The following is a 16,872-nucleotide window of genomic DNA, read 5'->3' on the forward strand; positions in this document are numbered from 1 at the left end:
CTCGCGGAGGTGGGGGCCCCGGGGACGCGGGAAGCGCTCCCTCGCGTCCCCGGGACCGGCTTGTCACTGGTCGAAGAGCTGCCCGTACGTCGCCATCGCCATGGCGATGTCGGACTGGGCCCAGAAGCGGTGGTAGTTGAACGTCGGGGCGGCCCCGCCGTTCAGATAGCTCTGCACCTTCGACCAGGCGGGGTCCTGCTTGTACCAGGACCGGATGGACAGGAACGTCGAGCTGGAGTTGATCGGGTCGCCGTTCGGCATCGTCCCGGTCCAGCCCTGCGGCACGTACACGCCGTCATGGTTCGGGTTGGACGTGCTGTAGGCCTGCGTGAAGCGGTTGTAGTCGGTCCTGGTCTCCGGCACCGAGATGCCGATCCCGTCCTGGTCGTTCGTCCACATGTCGTCCAGGAGGGTCTTGGCCGTGGACTTCGCCGTCGCGTCACCGGACTTGGCGCCGTAGTAGGACAGCGTCTTGGCGTACGCCGCGGCCACGCCGACGTCGTTCGTGTAGTCGGCGATCGTGACGTGCAGGCCGGCGTTCGCGCCGGGGCTCGACGCGTTCCAGGTGTCCGGCTGGCCGCTCCAGTGCAGGGTGGAGGGGATCTGGAAGGTCCCGTCCGGGTTCAGCGTGGTGTTGGCCGTGGCCCACGCGACCCACTTGTCCAGCAGCGTCTTGGCCGTCGTGTCGCCGGTGACGTAGTAGTACTCGGCGACGCGCTCCATCGACCACGCCTGGAAGCCGAACCACTGGTTGCTCGGCGGGTCGTGGTAGACCGGCTCCCAGTCGTAGGCCATGCCGTAGAAGGTGGAGTCGCCGGAGGGCGGGGTGCCGTACGCGCCGCCCCAGCTGTTCGTCGCGCCGCCGGCGATCGCGCCCTCGGAGGACTGCAGCCACCGGTAGAACTCCAGCTGGCGCTGCAGGCTCTTCTTCCAGTCGTCCACGCCGGTGGCCGACTTCGGCTGCATCGCGGTGTCGTTGGCCAGCGCGTACGCCGCGAGCGGGTTCTGGTAGCCCGAGTGGGACGCGCCGTCGCCGATGCGCCAGGCCCAGCCGGCGTTGGTGTCGGTCGCGCCGCCCCAGGCGTAGTACCAGGAGAGCAGGTAGTGCTCGCTGTCCTTGCCGGTGCCGGCCGGGCAGCTCGGGCTCGTGCAGTTCCCGATCTTCTTGAAGTACTTGTCGAAGAACGAGTAGCGCAGGTAGTCGCCCATCTTCCCGGCCTTGGCCACGGTCGCGGACACGTCCGCGCTCTTGCCCTGCGCCTTGGCCCACGTGTCGGCCCAGTACGCCGCCTGGATGGCGCGCGCGTCGGCGTCCGGCGCGTCGGTGTACTTCCACTGCTTGGCGTACGAGGAGTCGCCCACGAACAGGTCCAGGTAGCCGTTCTTGCCGCCGTAGGCGAACTTGTCGCAGGTCGGCTGCGGGATGGTCTCCCACACCGACTCCTGGGCTCCGCGCTGGTAGGTGTTGATGAAGGACGGCGCGTTGGTCGACGGCCCGTTCTCACAGCCGCCGCCGGGGGTGTCGCCGTAGCCGTAGACGTTGTCGACGTCCTCCAGCCAGTGCATGCCGTAGATGTCGTCGGTGCCGTACGCGGACTTCAGCTCCGCGGCGATGGGGTCCTGGCCGGAGGTCACGCCGGAGTCGAGCTGCGCGGGGTACTGGTCGGGCAGGTCGTGCTCGGGGGCGTACGTCGCGGGCTTGCTCGCGTTGTAGAAGGAGTTGGTCGGCTGGTCCGCGTGCGAGGGGATCATGTACTTCTCCATCAGCGCCCACGCGGCGTTGAACTTGCTCCAGTCGCCGGTGACCTTGCCGTACACCGCCTGCATCCAGATCAGGTAGCTGTACGCCTCGGAGGTGGTCTCATGACCCTGGTCCGGCGCCTCGACCATCAGCGTCTCGACCGAGTGGTACGGGATGCCCTCCTTGCTGAAGTAGCCGTTCGCCGGGTCGGTGATCTTGTTGTAGAGGGTGAGGAAGCGGTCCTCGTACGCCCCGTTGGACTTGGTCTCGGTGACCGTGACCGTGGCGGCGTCGTAGCCGGTGGCCTTCGCGGTGAACACCGCCGCGCCGGTGCCGGAGGCGTCGGCGCTGACCGTGACGTTCTGCGCGGTGGACCAGTTCGACGGGGTGAAGGTCAGCGTGCCGCCGCCGGAGACGGTCAGCCCGGTGTTCCCGCTGGTGCGGGTGACGGTGACCGTGACGTTGCCGGACGGCTGCCCGGACAGCTTCACGCCGAACGTCCCGGTCTTGCCCTGCTGGACCGCCAGGGCGGCCGGGCTCGCGACGACCGCGGGCCCGCTCACGACGTGCACGCCCACGGGCGTCGACTCGGCCGTGGCGCCCTGGCTGTCGTACGCCTTGGCGTACAGCGAGTGGTCGCCGGCCGGCGCGGACGTCCAGTCGAACGCGTACGGCGCCGAGGTGTCGGTGCCGAGCAGCGTGGTGTCGTCGTAGAACTCGACCTTGCTGATCGACGCGCCGTCGGCGGCCGTCGCGGTGGCGGCCAGCGGGATCGTGGCGCCCGCGGAGTACGTCGCGCCGGCGGCGGGGCTGGTCAGGGCCACGGTGGGCGCCTGGTGCGCGCCGGTGCAGGTCGTGCCGTTGAGGGAGAACGACGTCGGCGCGGTGTTCGTGCCGCTGTAGGTGAAGTTGGCGCCGAGGCTGATGCTCGCGTTCGTGGCGAGCGTGCCGTTCCAGCTGAGGTTCTTGACGGTGACGTCCTTGCCGGACTGGGACCAGTCGCCGCTCCAGCCCTGGCTGAGCTGCTGGTTACCGGCGTAGGAGTACTTCAGCGTCCAGCCGTTGATCGCCGGGCCGAGGTTGGTCAGCGTGAGGTTCGCGGTGAAGCCGGACCCCCAGTCGTTGGCCGTGTAGTCGACCTTGCACTGGACGTCGGCGGCATGGGCGGCCTGCCCGGCGACGAGCGTGCCGGACAGGAGCGACAGGGCGACCAGTAACGATCGCCATCGAGGGTGTCTTCTCATAGGTTTCCTCCTGGCGGGGGAGCCGATCGGCGGGAGCCGGTCACGCGGAATCGCGAATGATCAGTTCGGTGTCGAGGACGACGTTGCGGCCGGGAGCGCCGGCGATCCGGGCGAGGAGCTCCCGCGCCAGCCGGGCACCGAGTTCTTCGAGGGGCCGGCGGACGGTGGTGAGCCTCGGCCGTACGCGGCCGGCGATCGGCGCGTCGTCGAACCCGACCACCGCGACGTCGTGGGGGATGCGGCGGCCGGTGCGTTGCAGCGCGCGCAGGGCGCCCACGGCCATCTGGTCCGAGGCGGCGAGCACCGCGTCGATGTCCGGACGCCGGTCGAGCAGCTTGTTCATCGCGTGCTCGCCGGACGCCTGACGGAGGTCCCCGTAGGCGATCAGGCCGGGTGTCGCGACGCCGATCTCGGCCATCGCCGCCCGGTAGCCGTCGAGCCGGTCGATTCCCGTGGCCCGGTCGGGCGGTCCGGCGATCGTCCCGATCGTCCGGCGGCCGGACCGGACGAGGTAGTCCACCGCCGCCCGCGCGCCGCCGCGGTCGTCCACGCCGACGTACGGCAGCGGGGTGAGCCCGAGGGGACGGCCGCACAGCAGCACCGGGACGCCGGCCTGCCGGAGCGATCCGCAGGGCGCGTCGTGCGCGCTGATCAGCAGGACGCCGTCGGCCCCGCCGCCGCGTAGGTATCGCGGCACCGTCGACCAGTGGGCGGTCCGGCCGACGACCATCACGACCAGTTCACGCTCGTCGCCGAGCGCGCGCCGTACGCCGCCGACGAGGCGGGCGTAGGTGTCGTCGGTGAACACCCGGCCGTCGTCCTCGCAGATGACCAGGGCGATCGACCGGCCCTGCGACGCGACGCGGTTGCGGACGTAGCCGAGCCGGTCGATGGCGAGTTCGACCTGTTTTCGGGCGCGCTGGCTGACACGGGCGCTGCCGTTGATGACGCGCGAGACGGTGGCGGGCGAGACGCCGGCGAGCGCGGCGACGTCGGCGAGCGTCGGCGTCCCGGCCACCTCGGCGGGTGTGGCGGTCTCCGTCCGGGTCAAGGCGGGAACTCCCTTCAAGCACGGGGCTCAACTGGCGGTGGGAGCGCTCCCACACCATCCAAGCCCAGGGGTCCCTTGTCAATAGAAAAATTTCGGGCGAGTTAACCGCGTGTAACCCGCCAGGTCACCTACCTGCGCGAGCAGGACGAACGTGCCCGCTCGCGGATGACCATCGCGTGAAAGGCAGTGAAAACGAGCGACGCGGACGAGCGCATGCCGCTACGAGGTGAGGACCGCGTTCGGCGCACCGGCCGCGACCCTCACGGCCGGTCGGCGAACACCCACCGGTTGGCGGCCAGCGCGTCGGGCCGCCCCGGCTGGGCCTCCGGGCCGCGCCCGTGGCGGCGGGTGAAATCGAACGCGGTGTGAACCGACGTGCGCCAGCCCCGCGCGGTCAGGTCCCCGGCGGAGTCGGGGCGTGGTTCGAGGGGGAACATCGCGAGAAGGTCGATGCCGGTGCGCCTGGCCACCGTGTAGATGGGGCTCTCCTGGACGGCCGCCGACTCCGGGGCGAGCTTGATCTCGTACGCCAGAGCGCTCCCCGCCACGCTCAGCGCGTCCACCGCCTCGATCATGGCGCGCTCGGCGGCATGGGGCAGGTAGAGCAGCACTCCCTCGGCGAGCCACACGGTCGGCGCGGCCGGGTCGAAGCCCGCACCGGTCAGCGCCCCGGCCCATGCGAGGCGCAGGTCGGCCGCGATCGGGACGCGTTCGGTCTTCGGCACGGCACGCAGCCCGCCGAGCACGCGGCCCTTGAAGGCGAGGACCTCCTCCTGGTCGAGTTCGAAGACCCTGCAGCCGGGCGGCCAGTCGAGCCGGTACGCACGCGTGTCCAGGCCGGCCCCGAGCAGCACCACCTGCCGGGCCCCCGCGCTCACCTGGCGCAGGATGAAGTCGTCCAGCACCCTCGTCCGCAGGCCGAAGTAACGCCCCAGCCGGCCCCACAGCGGATCGGCGTCGCCGTCGGGAACCTGGTGCGGGCGGACCGGCCAGTCCGCGGACGCCCGGGCCGCGCGCACGAAGTGCTCGGCGTAGACGTCGCGTGCCAGGGCGTCGTGGCGGTGCGTCTCGATCGCCCGCGCCGCGGCGACCATGAGGGCGGTCAGCCCGACGCCTTCTTCCACGCCGGTGTCGCCGGCCATGGGCTCTCCTCTCCGGGCCCGCCCCACGGTCGGGCAGAACGGGAACAACGCCGAGCCGGCGCCCGCGTGGGACACCGGCCCGCCCTCGGCCTACGGGACGCGCGTCAGACCAGCGTGTCGCCGACGGCGTGGGCGCCACGGGCGAGGAAGTACTCCTCGATGGCGGTCCCCCACTCGCGGGCGGAGACCCGGCCGGTCCCGTTCGGGTCGAACGCCTGGAAGAGAGCCTCGATGTTCTCCGTGGGGAATCCCACGGCCCGCAGTCCCCGTACGAAATCGGCGTGCTGGACGAAGCCGTCGTCATCCCGGTCGCAGATGGCGGTCAGCGCGTCGGCGTAGGGGCGGACGCTGTCCTCGTACGCGGCGGGCTCGTGCACCCCGGCGTACTCCTCCCAGGACACCTTCCCGTCGTGGTTCAGGTCGAGGGTGCCGACCAGGCCCTCCCAGTAGCGCCGGCAGCCCTCGTGCATCGCCAGTGCCTTGGGCGAGTCCTCCGCCTCGTCCAGAGCCTGGATGATCCGGTGCCCGAGCCGGTCGAAGTCGTCCGCCTCCAGGTAGCCGTTGGAGTCGGTGTCGAGAGCGTCGAACGCGGCCTTGATCCGGTCCAGACGTGCATCCATCGGGGGAACCTCCGGCGAGGAGTATGCGATGCGGACGGTAACACCCTAACTACGACAGGTGATCGCCGATAGAGGTGTGGCCGGACGCGGCCTGCACGAGACGCGCCGGGGGCGGTATAGAGGATGCGAACACTCGGTGAGGGAGGCGGACCGGTGGCCGGGAAGCACTACGCCATGACCGTGGGCGGGCTCGGGCTGCTGACCGCGGCGGCGACCGCGGTCGTCCGCCGCCGCCGCACCCTCGCGCCCGTCGCCCCCGACCTGCGCACACCCGGCCTGTGGCTGCCGCTGGCCGTCGGCAACCGGCTCGCGGTCACGATCGCACGCCGCTGGTACGACCGCCCGACCGAACCGGTCCCCGGGGTCACCGTGTCCCGGCACGACGTCCCCGGCGGCCGGGACGTCTTCGTCTACGAACCGCCGGAACGGCGGCGCCCCGGCGCGGCGCTGCTGTGGATCCACGGGGGCGGCACCATCATCGGCCGGCCCGAGGCGGACCACGAGCTGTGCGCCCGCATCGCCCGCGACGTGGGCGTCGTCGTGGTCAGCACGCGCTACCGGCTGGCCCCCGAACACCCCTTCCCCGGAGGTCCGGCTGCAGGCCACCGTTCCGTCCATGCGCGCGTTCCAGCAGGCCATGTTCAACGCGCTCGCGGCGGCCCTGGACGGCGACGAGACCGAACGCTGACCGGCCGCTCCGCGACTCAGCGGTACACGGCGTCGTGGAAGGCGATCTCGGCTTCGAGCATTCCGCTGAACCAGCGGATGAGGTGTTCATCCGGGATGTCGGCCGGCAACGCGTCGACCTGCGCCGCGAGTGCGGTCACACCCGCGCGGAACTCCGCGCCGGCGTGCAGGGACACCCAGTCGGCGATCGGCCCGGCCGGGACGTCGCCCCGCTCGTCCGCGCGGGTGCACCAGGTGGAGTACAGGCTCTCCGCGGCGAACAGCACGGTCATCACCGCCCGGTAACCGCCCTCACGCGCGGCGGCCAGCGCGAACTCCGACAGCACGGCCGCCCGGCCGGCCGCGTCCGGGCGGGCCGGTACGGGCCAGGCGGCGCGGGCCGTGCGGAAGTAGTCCGCCTGTTCGGTCGTCAGCGCGTGGACCGCCCGCGCGTTGCGCTCCAGCGCCGTACGGTCCGGTGCGTCCCACACGGCCAGGCCGTGCAGGCGGGCGGCCGTCTCGACGAAGGACTCCTCGATCGCCAGGTAGTCGGCGTAGGCCGCGTCCCCGATCGTGCCGGCGGTGACCTCCTCGGCGAACCGCATGCCGAGCGCCCGTTCCATGGTCGCGGCGCACGCGTCGAGCAGCCACGCGGACCGGCTCGCCGGACGCGCCGTCTCCTCGGCCCGCTCGCTCATCCGGCGAGCCACTCGACGAGGCCGCCGAACACCTTGGCGTAGCCGTTCCACTCCTCGCAGAACGGCGTGGGCGCCCAGTGCGGGGAGCAGTCGGAGGTGAACACCGCCGAGCGTCCCGAGCCGTGGCCGCCGACGGCGACCAGCGGGTCGCCGTTCAGCGTGGCCAGGACGTCCGCGCCGGGACGGGGCCGGACGCGGTTGTAGCCCAGCAGCAGCGGCCAGTCGGCGTCGACGCCGCCGAGCGCGGGATGGTCCGGGCCGGTGACGTCCGCCTGCGCGCCCGCGGGCAGCTCGACGCGGTCGTCCTCGGGCAGGAGCTCGACCGGCAACACCTCGTGCAGCAGGGTGTTGCGGTAGGCGGCCTTGGCCTCGAAGCCGGTGAACGAGAGGTAGCCGCCGATCATGAGCAGGCCGCCGCCGTCGCCGACCCAGCCGCGCAGCGCGGCGATCCGGTCGGTGCCCGGCCGCGCCTGCTCGAACACCTCGGGGGCGAGCTGCAGGGAGTTCGCGCCGATGTCGGAGAGCACGACCACGTCGTACTCGGCCAGCGCGGCGGCGTCACCGGGGAACCCGGCCGGCACCAGGTGGGCGGGCAGGTGCACGACCTCGTGCCCGCGGCTCTCCAGCGCCCGGCGCAGCGGTTCGACGCCGACGACGTACGAGCTGGTGGTGAACGAGTCGACCCCCTTGAAGTGGGTGGACTGGGTGACCCAGCTCTCGCCTGCGATCAGGACGCGGCTCACTGTGTACTCCTTCTCTTTCTCATTCGGGCGCTCGGTCAGGCCGCGGCGGCCTGGTCGAACAGCCGGGCGGGGTTGGTCCGCAGGAGGTCCTCGGCGACGCCGGGGGCGACGCCGAGCTCGACCAGCCTGGGCACGAAGAGCGTGGGCACGTACCGGAAGCCGTTGCCGCCGTACGCGGTGAGCATGCTCTTGAGGAACACGTCGTGGCTGAGCAGCAGGCGTTCGGCGTGGCCGCGGCCGATGAGCCGCGCGACCGCCCGCGCGGTCTCGTGCGGGCCCGGGGACTGTCCCTCCCCCGGGTACCGGAACGGCATCCCGACCATGTCGAACTCGATCCAGACGCCACGGTCGGCGACCGCCTCCTGGTAGGCGGGGTCGTCGTGGGAGGGATCCATGTGGCAGAGCACCACGGCGCCGGGCGGCACCCCGTACTCGCCCAGCACGATGTCGAGGACCTCGTGCGCCCGGCGCTGCCAGCCGGGCAGGTGGACGTAGAGCGGGACGCCCGTCTCGCGCTGGGCGCGCGCGGCGGCGCGCAACCCCGTGTGCTCGTCCTCGGTGAAGTCCGGCGACACCCCGATCTCGCCGATGACGCCCGGGCGGATCCCGGTGCCGTCGACGCCGTCGGTGAACTCGGCCACCAGCTCCGCGGCGAGGGCGTGTTCCCCGGCCGACGACAGGTGCGCCGGATGGAACCGCTCCAGGTACCAGCCGGAGCCCATGACGATCCGCAGGCCGCTGCGCTCGGCGAGCGAACGCAGCACCCGCGGGTCGCGGCCGAGCCCGCCCGGCGTGACGTCGACGACCGTGCCGCCGCCGGACGCGGCGAACGCACGCAGGTCGGCCAGCATCGCGTCGGCGTCGTCCAGGACGCAGTGGTCGAGGCAGGCGTACGGCTGCTCGCGCAGCACCCACGCCAGGTCCGGTGCGGTGCGCGCCTCGCGGAGGAAGCCCAGCCGCGGGTCGTCCGGCTCGGTGACCGCCTTCCGTACGTCGTTGCGCAGGTGCTCGTGGGTGAGGGTGAGACCGAGTTCCGTGCTGGGCGCCGGCCCGGTCACCGTGGTCACCGTGGCCTCGGTCATGATCTGCGCGTGAGGTGGGAGAACAGGTCGGCGAGCGAACGGCCCCGCAGGTTGATCCAGATCGCGATGAGCAGCACCAGGCCGGTCACGATCGGGGTGAGGAACGGGCTGACGCCGAGCAGCGTCAGGCCGTTGGCGATCACACCGGTGATGACCGCGCCGATGATGGTGCCGACCATCGTGCCCCGGCCGCCGAACAGGTCGGTGCCGCCGAGCACGACCGCGGCGATCACGGTGAGCTCGAAGCCCTGCCCGGAGTTGGCCGAGCCGGAGCCCAGCCGGGCCGCGGTGAGCAGGCCGGCCACCCCGGCGGCCAGGCCGGTCAGCATCAGCGTGATCATCTTGATCCGGTCGGTGTTCACCCCGGCGCGGCGGACCGACTCCTCCTGGGAGCCGATGCCGTTGACGTAGTTGCCGAAACGCATCTTGGACAGCAGCACGGCGCCGAGCACGACCGCGACCAGCGCGATCCAGGCCAGTGCGGAGAAGCCGAGGAACTTGGCGTCACCGATCTTGGCGACGAACAGCCGCCGGTCGATCGGCACGGAGAAGCCCTGTGTCCACATCTGCGCGATGCCCCGGATCACCGACATGGTGGCGAGGGTGACGATGAACGGCGGGATCTTCTGGTGCGCCGACAGCCAGCCGTTGATCGCGCCCCAGAGGAGCCCGGCCACCAGCGCCGCGATGATCACGATGGAGGAGTCCCACCCGGCGCGCAGCATCTCGGCGGTGCCGGTGGCCACGAACGCGACCGTGGAACCCACCGACAGGTCGATCTGGCCGGTGGTGATCACGAAGGTCATGGCGACGGCGACGATCAGGGTGATCGCCACCTGGGTGCCCAGGTTGGAGATGTTGCCGAAGGTCAGGAAGTTGGGGGCGGCGATCCCGAAGACGAGGAACAGCACGACGGTGACGCCGAGCATGGCCAGGGTCGCCTTGTTGGCACGTTCCCACCAGCTCGGCGTCTCCGCGAGCACCGTGGGCGCCGTTGCCGTCTCAACAGTCATGTCAGGCCGCCTCCTCGGTGTTCGAACGGGTGATCATGGCGACGATGCGTTCGATGTCCAGCGCGGACACCGGCTCGTCCTCGACGCTGCGGCCCTCGTACATCACGGTGATCCGGTCGCAGACCTCGAACAGGTCCTGGAGGCGGTGGGTGATCAGGATGACGCCGACGCCCTGGGCGGCGACGTCGCGGATCATCCGGAGCACCTGCCGGACCTCGGCGACCGCGAGCGCCGCGGTCGGTTCGTCCAGGATCAGTACGCGCGGCTGGAAGGACACGGCCCGCGCGATCGCCACGGCCTGCCGCTGCCCGCCGGACAGCCGGCCGATCTCCTGGTACGTCGACTTCACGCGGACGTGCAGCTCGGACAGGGTCTCGGCGGCCTTCGCGTGCATCGCCCGCCGGTCGATGAACGGGCCTTTGCGCGGCTCACGGCCCAGGAACAGGTTGCTCGCGACGTCGAGGGTGTCGCAGAGGGCGAGGTCCTGGTAGACGATCCCGATGCGCTCGCGCCGCGCGTCGGCGGGGCTGGCGAAGCGTACGTCGCGGCCGTCGATGGTGATCTGGCCGGAGTCGTGCTGGATGGCCCCGGCCAGGACCTTCATCAGGGTCGACTTCCCGGCGCCGTTGTCGCCGACCAGGCCGAGCACCTCTCCGGGGCCGAGCGTGAGGTCGACGCCCCGCAGCGACTGGACCGCGCCGAACGACTTGGTGATCCCTCTCAGGGTGACCAGCGAGGTATCGCTCATCACTTCTCCAGGTAGTAGAGGTAGTTCTTGACGTTGGCCGGGGTGACGATCTGGGTCGGCACCGGGATGTCCTTGGTCACGGTCCGGTGGCAGGCCAGGCCGATCGCCGCGTTCATCGCCTCGTAGCCGAACTGGAAGGTGTTCTGCTGCACGACGCCGAGGATCCAGCCGGCCCGCAGCCCGTCCACCGCCTGGGAGGACAGGTCCCAGCCGACGACCTTGAGGTCCTTGGTGCGCTGCTGGCTGACGACGGCGGCGGCCAGCCCGATGAGGGCGGGCTCACCGGTGGCGTAGGCGTACTTCAGGTCGGGGGCGCCGGTGAGCAGGTTCTCGGCGGCGGTCTGGGCGTTCTCCTGGATGTTGCGCCCGTCGACCACGTTCTTGATCTTCATGCCCTTGGCGGTGACCTCGTCGGTGAAGCCCTTCTGCCGCTCGTTCTGGATGGTGCTGTTGAGCGCGCCGACCACGCCGATGTCGCCCCGGCCGCCAGTGATCTTGAGCAGCGCGTCGCCGAGTTGCTTTCCGCCCTGCGCGTTGGCCGTGCCGACCTGGGCGGCGACCGCCGGGTCGTCGACGGTGGCGTCCACGGCGACGACCGGCACGCCGGCCGCCTTCGCCCGCCGGATCGCGGGCTTGATGCCCTCGGTGTCGATCGCGTCCACGATGATCGCGTCGTAGTGGTTGGCCACCAGGTCGTCGATCGCGTTGGCCTGGGTGCTGGAGTCGTCGTTGCCGTTGACGATCTGCACCTGCGCGCCGGCCTTGCGCGCCACGGTCTGCGCGCCGGTGTTGATCTGGTTGAAGAACAGCGCCTGAAGGTTGATCGGAATAATCCCGATCTTGGGCTGGTGGCCCTGGACCTGGCACGACTGGGCGACCTTGGCGGGTGGGGGCGGTCCCTGTTCGGTGGCCCTCTTCTCCGCGGCGATCTCCCGCCTGGCCGCCGTGTCACAGCCGATGGTCGTCAGCAGCAGGCCGAGCGAGACCACGGCCGTCACCGTACGTCGCATCATCTCTCCTCTCCCTGGGAGTGGGCTGGCTGGGGGCCCGACCGGGCCTGGAGGTAGGCGGTGACGGCATCGCGCCGGGGCATTCCGTCGCGGGCGCCGGGCCGGGTGCACGACAGGCCGGCCGCGACGGCGGCGAAGCGCGCCGCCTCCAGCGGTGCGGTGCCCCGGTCCAGCTCCGCGCAGTAGGTGCCGGCGAAGCAGTCGCCGGCACCCGTGGCGTCCACGGTGTCCACCGTGATCGCCTCGCCGTCGTGGCGTTCGCCGGCGGGCGTCAGCAGGGTCCAGCCGCGGGGACCGTCGGTGACCACCAGGTATACCCGGTGTTCGACGGCCGCTCTGACCAGCGCGTTGTCGTCGCCGACGAACTCGGTGAGCTGCGCGCGGCCGCCGATCGCGTGGTCGGCGGCCGACAGGGCGGCGCGCGTCGCCCCCGGCCCGTCGCAGCCGTCGAGGTCCACGACCACGCGGGGCCGGTCCGGCTGGGAGGCCAGCACGGCGGCCGCCGCGGGGAAGCGGTAGCCGTCGAGGTAGAGCCAGTCCGCGCCCGCCTCGCGCGCGGCCCGCAGCACCCCGGCGATGTGGCCGGTGTCCACCGCGTCGTCCTGGCTGATGATGGAGCGCTCGCCGTCCGGGGTGAGCAGGACGACGGCCGTGGTGAGCTCGGCGTCGCGGGCGGTCCAGTCCGTTCCGACCCCCTCGGCCGCGAGCGTGCCGAGGAACGCCGTGCTCAGCGCGTCGGAGCCGACCACGCCCGCGAACCGCGCGTCGGCGCCCATCCGAACCGCGGCCACCGACGCGTTGGCCGCCATCCCGCCCTCGCCGTACTGGACGCCGGTGGCCTGCACCCGGGCGCCGGGCCCCGGCAGCACTGGGATCCGTACGGTCAGGTCGGTGTTGGCGTAGCCACAGAAGACGATCACGGAAGGACCACGCCCGCCCTGGCCGCCGCGGCGGTCAGCTCACGGACCTTGGCCGTGTCGACACGTCCCCACCAGCGGCCGTTGTCCTTCACCGAGGACGCCACGATCACGCCGTCGCAGGCGGGCAGCAGGCCGCCGATGTTGCCGGCGGTGATGCCGGAGCCGATCACGACGGGGAGCGTGGTGTGCGCGGCGATGCCCTCGACCTCGTCCAGCGCGGCGGCGTCGCCGGTCCGCGACCCGGTGGCGATCAGCACGTCGGCGGCGAAGAACTCGGCGTCCTCGGTCTGCTCGGCCAGCGTGCGGTCGGCGACGATCGAGTGCGAGCCGTGCTTGACGTGCACGTCGGCGAAGACCTTGACCGGACCCGCGCCGATCCGGCTGCGGTAGCGGGTGGCGTGCGCCGCCTGACCCTCGATGATGCCCTCATTGGCGACGTAGGCGTTGGCCCACTGGTTGACCCGGACGAAGCCGGCGCCGCCGGACCAGGCGGAGGCGATCGAGCACTCGGCGGCGTTGGACAGGACGCTGACGCCCAGCCGGCCTCCGGCGTTGGCCGGCAGCGCGTGCCGTACCCGGTCGGTCACCACGGCCATCGCCGCCGCGGTCTCGTAGCCGTGCTCCCCCGGCTTGAGGAACGGGATGTCCCAGTGGTTCTCCACGATGAGCCCGTGGCAGCCGCCCTCCAGGTACGCCCGCGCCTCCTCGACCGCGAAGACCGAGATCTCGTCGAGCGGGGTGCCCTCGTAGTTCGGGCTGCCGGGCAGCGGCGGCAGGTGGATCACGCCGATGACGACCTTCGAAGTGCCGAACAGCTCTTCGATCGCGTTCGGCTTGGGAGGGAACACGCCCAGCGTCTGCTCGCTCCCGGCAGCCCTCACCATGTCGCCTCCTGTGTAATCGATTGCAGTGAAGTTGCGTTGAACCGTAGGGGTGTAACCGCAGGCCGTCAAGGGTCTAGACTCGACTCATTCGCTGGTGACGGGTAACGCTCTTGTTTCCGGGCGTTTCGGAAAGGTAAACGATTGCAGCGCGTCACGATCGCCCAGGTCTCCGAGCGCGCCGGGGTCTCCACCGCCACGGTGTCGCGGGTGCTCTCCGGCCGTGGGCCGGTCTCGGCCGCGGTGCAGCGCCGGGTGCGGCAGGCGGCCGAGGAGCTGGGCTACCAGGTCAACACCATCGCGCGAGCCCTGCGCAACAGCCGGACCGACACCGTCGGCATGGTCGTGCCGAGCATCTCCAACCCCTTCTTCACCTCGCTGGTGGAGAGCGTCGAGCACGTGCTCGAACGCGAGGGCAAGGAGCTGTTCCTGTCCGACGCCCGCTCCGACCCCGCGATCGAGGCCCGGCGGCTCGCCTCGCTGGCCGCGCGCAACGTCGACGGCATCATCGTCAGCCCGAGCCACGGCACCGAGAGCGGCCCCGCGGTGCAGGAGACGGCCGACCGCCTGCCGCTGGTGCAGCTCGACCGGTTCGTCGGCGGCACCAACACCGACTGGGTGGGCGTGGACGACGTGGCCGCGATGCGCCTGGTCGTGGACCACCTCCACGAAGGCGGAGCGCGTTCGGCGGCGTTCGTCGGCTCACTGCTGACCAACTCCTCGACCGAGCAGCGGTTCGCCGGGTTCCGGCGCCGCGCCGAGGAGCTGGGCATGAGCGTCGACCCCGACCAGGTGCTCCTCGGCGACTACAGCGTCGACTGGGGCGAGGCCGCCGCGGCGCGCCTCGTCGACACCGGGGACTTGCCGGACGCCATCGTGTGCGCCGACGACCTGATCGCCCTGGGGGTCACGCGCGCGTGCCGCGCGCACGGCGTCGAGGTCCCCGGCCGGGTGCAGGTGACCGGGTACGACAACATCGAGTTCTCGCGGCTGGGCGAGCCCGCGCTGACCACGGTGGACCAGCCCCGTGACCGTATCGCCGAGGAGGCGGTACGGCTGCTGGCCGCGGCGAGCCGTACCAAGGAGACCGACCGGGGCCCGTCCGCCCACATCGCGCTCGTGCCGACGCTGGTGGTGCGCGACAGCACGCGGGCCGGTTCGTGAGGAGGCGGGAGATGACGGGATCGGCGGAAGAGCGCGGAGCGCTCGCGCTGGCGCGGCGGCTGGTGCGCATCGACACCAGGGGCGGCGGCGAGCGCCCGGCCGCTGACCTGGTCGCGGACGTGCTCGACGACGCGGGGTTCGACGTCCGCGTCGACGAACCGCTGCCGGGCCGGGCCAACGTCGTCGCGCGCTTCGGGCCCGAGACGCCGCGGACGCCGGTCACGTTCACCGGCCACCTGGACACCGTGCCCGCCGACGAGTCCGGCTGGTCGTTCGACCCGATGAGCGGCGAGGTCCGCGACGGACGCCTGCTCGGCCGCGGCGGCAGCGACATGAAGGCGGGCGTCGCCTGCCAGGTCGAGGCGGCCGTACGCGCCGCGCGGGAGCGTCCCGGCGACACGGCGGTGCAGCTGGTGTTCACCTTCGGTGAGGAGACCGGCTGCGACGGCGCCGCCCTGATCGACGCCGCGTCGCTGGTCCCCACCGACCTGCTGCTGGTCGCCGAGCCGACGAGCAACCGGCCCGTTCTGGGCCACAAGGGCACGCTCTGGCTCAGGGTGACCGCCCACGGGATCTCCGCGCACGGCTCCCGTCCGGAACTGGGCCGCAACGCGATCGCCGCACTCGCCGGCGCCGCGTCCCGGATCCACGAACACCGTGACTGGCCCGCGAGCCCGGCGTACGGCCCCGCGACGGTGAACGTCGGCACCTTCCACGCGGGCACCCAGCCCAACCTCGTACCCGACCACGCCGAGATGCGCCTGGACATCCGCACCATCCCGGGCTTCGGCTCCGACGACGCGGTCGCGGAGATCGCCCGGCTGTGCGGCGAGGGCATCGACATCGAACGGCTGGTCGACCTGCCGGGAGTCGCCACCGACCCGGCGGACGTCACCGAGGTCATGGAGCTCCTCGCCCCGGGCTCCTCGACACGGCCACCGGAGTACGCGACCTACTTCACCGACGCCTCCGTGCTCACCGCCAAGCTCGGCGACCCCGCGGTCATCGTGTACGGCCCCGGCGACCCGGAGCAGGCCCACGTCACCGACGAGACCTGCCCGGTCCCCACCATCGCCACATCGGCCGCCGCGTACCACCACCTGCTCCGCACCCGAGCCGGCCGGTAGCGATCGTCGTCCGGCTACGCTCGGACGATGTCGAATCGAGAGGTGTCGGCAGGACTCGGCCTTGCCCGGGTGCTGGCGCACTGCGGCGGTAGGCCGGAGGATGCCTTGCGCCATCTCGCGGGCGCCGTCGCCTCCGCGCCCCAGGAGCCCGAGCCCTACGCGGTGCTCGCCGAGCTGTGGCAGGACCGGCGGTCGGAGCTGGCCGGGGTCGTTCACGACGCGAACTCCCTGAGCACGGTGCTGGCGCGGTCGTACATCTGCTTCCTCGAGGGCGACATGGACGGCGCGGCGCTGGCGATCGGGGCGGTCACGGGCGCGCGGCCCCAGACCGCCTGGGCCACGGCCCCGTGGTTCGGCGACGAACGGTTTCTCGGCACCGTGAGCGCCGGCGCGCTGGCCGACGCCGCGATGCGGACGATGGACCACGGCCACGAGCTGGACACCGACGCCATGCGCGAACGGTTCCGGCCCTGGTTCCACGCCATCGACGTGGTCACCGCCCGGTCGCCGCTGCCGGAGGCGCTGGCCAGGATGGCGATCCTGCTGCGGGCGTGCGGCCTCATCGACGACTCGTTCGCCCTCTGCGACCGGGCCGACTCCATTGAGCGGATCATGCTGACGGAGGTCGTACGGGCGGGCACCTGGCGCCGGCTGGGTGATCCGGAGCAGGCCGCGGCGGCGTTCGAGCGCGCGCTGGCCCTGGACCCGGCCAACTGGTCCCTGTATCTCGACCTGGCCGACCTGCGGGCCGAGCAGGGCGACTTCGCCGCCGCCGTACGGCTGGTCGACCAGGGCCTGCGCCATGAGCCGGCCGAGACCACGCTTCGCGCGGCCGGGGCCGCCTACCGGGCGCGGCTCACCGGCTCGCCGGCCGACCTGAGCGAGCTCATCGAGCTGGCGCCCCAGTTGCCGGACGACTCCTACCTTCGGCTGCTGATCGACCACGCGTGTGCCGGTCCGGGCCTGCCCGCCGAGCTCGTGGCCGCGGCCCGCCGCTCCCGGCAGGCCGGACGAGGCTGACG

The 16,872-nt window shown here is 72.0% G+C and carries 15 protein-coding genes and 1 pseudogene; 4 read left to right on the forward strand and 12 right to left on the reverse strand.

The window, feature by feature from the left end:
- Positions 1 to 63 precede the first annotated feature (63 nt).
- The 4 genes from ACQEV1_RS37565 to ACQEV1_RS37580 all read right to left on the reverse strand — a co-directional run bounded on the left by ACQEV1_RS37565 (position 64) and on the right by ACQEV1_RS37580 (position 5,798).
- A complete protein-coding gene (locus tag ACQEV1_RS37565; RefSeq protein ID WP_433400784.1) occupies positions 64 to 2,985 on the reverse strand; it encodes a glycoside hydrolase family 48 protein in 2,922 nt (973 codons plus the stop codon).
- Between the two features lie 40 nt (positions 2,986 to 3,025).
- Positions 3,026 to 4,036, reverse strand: a complete 1,011-nt coding sequence (locus ACQEV1_RS37570; RefSeq protein WP_285581938.1) for a LacI family DNA-binding transcriptional regulator — start codon at positions 4,034 to 4,036, stop codon at positions 3,026 to 3,028.
- A 260-nt stretch (positions 4,037 to 4,296) separates the two neighbouring features.
- The gene (locus ACQEV1_RS37575; protein WP_285636484.1) at positions 4,297 to 5,178 is read right to left on the reverse strand and encodes a class I SAM-dependent methyltransferase; all 882 of its coding nucleotides are present in this window, start codon (positions 5,176 to 5,178) and stop codon (positions 4,297 to 4,299) included.
- A 104-nt stretch (positions 5,179 to 5,282) separates the two neighbouring features.
- The gene (locus tag ACQEV1_RS37580) at positions 5,283 to 5,798 is read right to left on the reverse strand and encodes an EF-hand domain-containing protein (protein WP_285636481.1); all 516 of its coding nucleotides are present in this window, start codon (positions 5,796 to 5,798) and stop codon (positions 5,283 to 5,285) included.
- 174 nt (positions 5,799 to 5,972) lie between these two features.
- Here ACQEV1_RS37580 and ACQEV1_RS37585 point away from each other — a divergent pair.
- Positions 5,973 to 6,380 (forward strand): annotated as a pseudogene (locus tag ACQEV1_RS37585) (alpha/beta hydrolase fold domain-containing protein); the annotation flags it as partial.
- A 122-nt stretch (positions 6,381 to 6,502) separates the two neighbouring features.
- Here the strand turns inward: ACQEV1_RS37585 and ACQEV1_RS37590 are convergent.
- The 8 genes from ACQEV1_RS37590 to ACQEV1_RS37625 are packed head-to-tail and all read right to left on the reverse strand — an operon-like array spanning position 6,503 to position 13,562.
- The gene (locus ACQEV1_RS37590; RefSeq protein WP_433400789.1) at positions 6,503 to 7,162 is read right to left on the reverse strand and encodes a TenA family protein; all 660 of its coding nucleotides are present in this window, start codon (positions 7,160 to 7,162) and stop codon (positions 6,503 to 6,505) included.
- On the reverse strand, positions 7,159 to 7,905 hold the full coding sequence (locus ACQEV1_RS37595; RefSeq protein ID WP_433400792.1) for a glutamine amidotransferase: 747 nt from the start codon (positions 7,903 to 7,905) through the stop codon (positions 7,159 to 7,161). Before ACQEV1_RS37595 ends, ACQEV1_RS37590 begins: the two co-directional genes overlap by 4 nt.
- A 35-nt stretch (positions 7,906 to 7,940) precedes the next feature.
- On the reverse strand, positions 7,941 to 8,987 hold the full coding sequence (locus tag ACQEV1_RS37600) for a phosphotriesterase family protein (RefSeq protein ID WP_433400794.1): 1,047 nt from the start codon (positions 8,985 to 8,987) through the stop codon (positions 7,941 to 7,943).
- Positions 8,984 to 10,000, reverse strand: a complete 1,017-nt coding sequence (locus ACQEV1_RS37605) for an ABC transporter permease (RefSeq protein WP_433400797.1) — start codon at positions 9,998 to 10,000, stop codon at positions 8,984 to 8,986. Before ACQEV1_RS37605 ends, ACQEV1_RS37600 begins: the two co-directional genes overlap by 4 nt.
- A 1-nt stretch (position 10,001) precedes the next feature.
- Positions 10,002 to 10,748, reverse strand: a complete 747-nt coding sequence (locus ACQEV1_RS37610) for an ATP-binding cassette domain-containing protein (RefSeq protein ID WP_433400800.1) — start codon at positions 10,746 to 10,748, stop codon at positions 10,002 to 10,004.
- Positions 10,748 to 11,758, reverse strand: coding sequence for a substrate-binding domain-containing protein (locus ACQEV1_RS37615; RefSeq protein WP_285581919.1), 1,011 nt, complete (start codon positions 11,756 to 11,758; stop codon positions 10,748 to 10,750). Before ACQEV1_RS37615 ends, ACQEV1_RS37610 begins: the two co-directional genes overlap by 1 nt.
- Positions 11,758 to 12,678 (reverse strand): carbohydrate kinase family protein, encoded by a 921-nt coding sequence (locus ACQEV1_RS37620; protein WP_433400803.1) that lies wholly within the window; start codon positions 12,676 to 12,678, stop codon positions 11,758 to 11,760. The genes ACQEV1_RS37615 and ACQEV1_RS37620 overlap by 1 nt, the downstream gene beginning before the upstream one ends.
- Entirely contained in the window at positions 12,675 to 13,562 is an 888-nt protein-coding gene (locus ACQEV1_RS37625; RefSeq protein ID WP_285636467.1) for a BtpA/SgcQ family protein, read from the reverse strand. Before ACQEV1_RS37625 ends, ACQEV1_RS37620 begins: the two co-directional genes overlap by 4 nt.
- A 141-nt stretch (positions 13,563 to 13,703) precedes the next feature.
- Here ACQEV1_RS37625 and ACQEV1_RS37630 point away from each other — a divergent pair, with 141 nt between their 5' ends.
- From ACQEV1_RS37630 to ACQEV1_RS37640, 3 genes are read left to right on the forward strand one after another with little or no spacing between them, the layout of a single operon-like run.
- A complete protein-coding gene (locus ACQEV1_RS37630) occupies positions 13,704 to 14,723 on the forward strand; it encodes a LacI family DNA-binding transcriptional regulator (protein WP_433400807.1) in 1,020 nt (339 codons plus the stop codon).
- Positions 14,724 to 14,734: 11 nt separating this feature from the next.
- Positions 14,735 to 15,850 carry a M20 family metallopeptidase gene (locus ACQEV1_RS37635; RefSeq protein WP_433400810.1) on the forward strand — a complete coding sequence of 372 codons (1,116 nt, stop codon included), beginning with the start codon at positions 14,735 to 14,737 and terminating at the stop codon, positions 15,848 to 15,850.
- Between the two features lie 27 nt (positions 15,851 to 15,877).
- Positions 15,878 to 16,870 (forward strand): tetratricopeptide repeat protein, encoded by a 993-nt coding sequence (locus ACQEV1_RS37640; RefSeq protein WP_433400813.1) that lies wholly within the window; start codon positions 15,878 to 15,880, stop codon positions 16,868 to 16,870.
- Positions 16,871 to 16,872 lie beyond the last annotated feature (2 nt).

The organism is Actinoallomurus sp. CA-142502, assembly GCF_050936355.1.
GTDB classification, from domain to species: domain Bacteria; phylum Actinomycetota; class Actinomycetes; order Streptosporangiales; family Streptosporangiaceae; genus Actinoallomurus; species Actinoallomurus iriomotensis.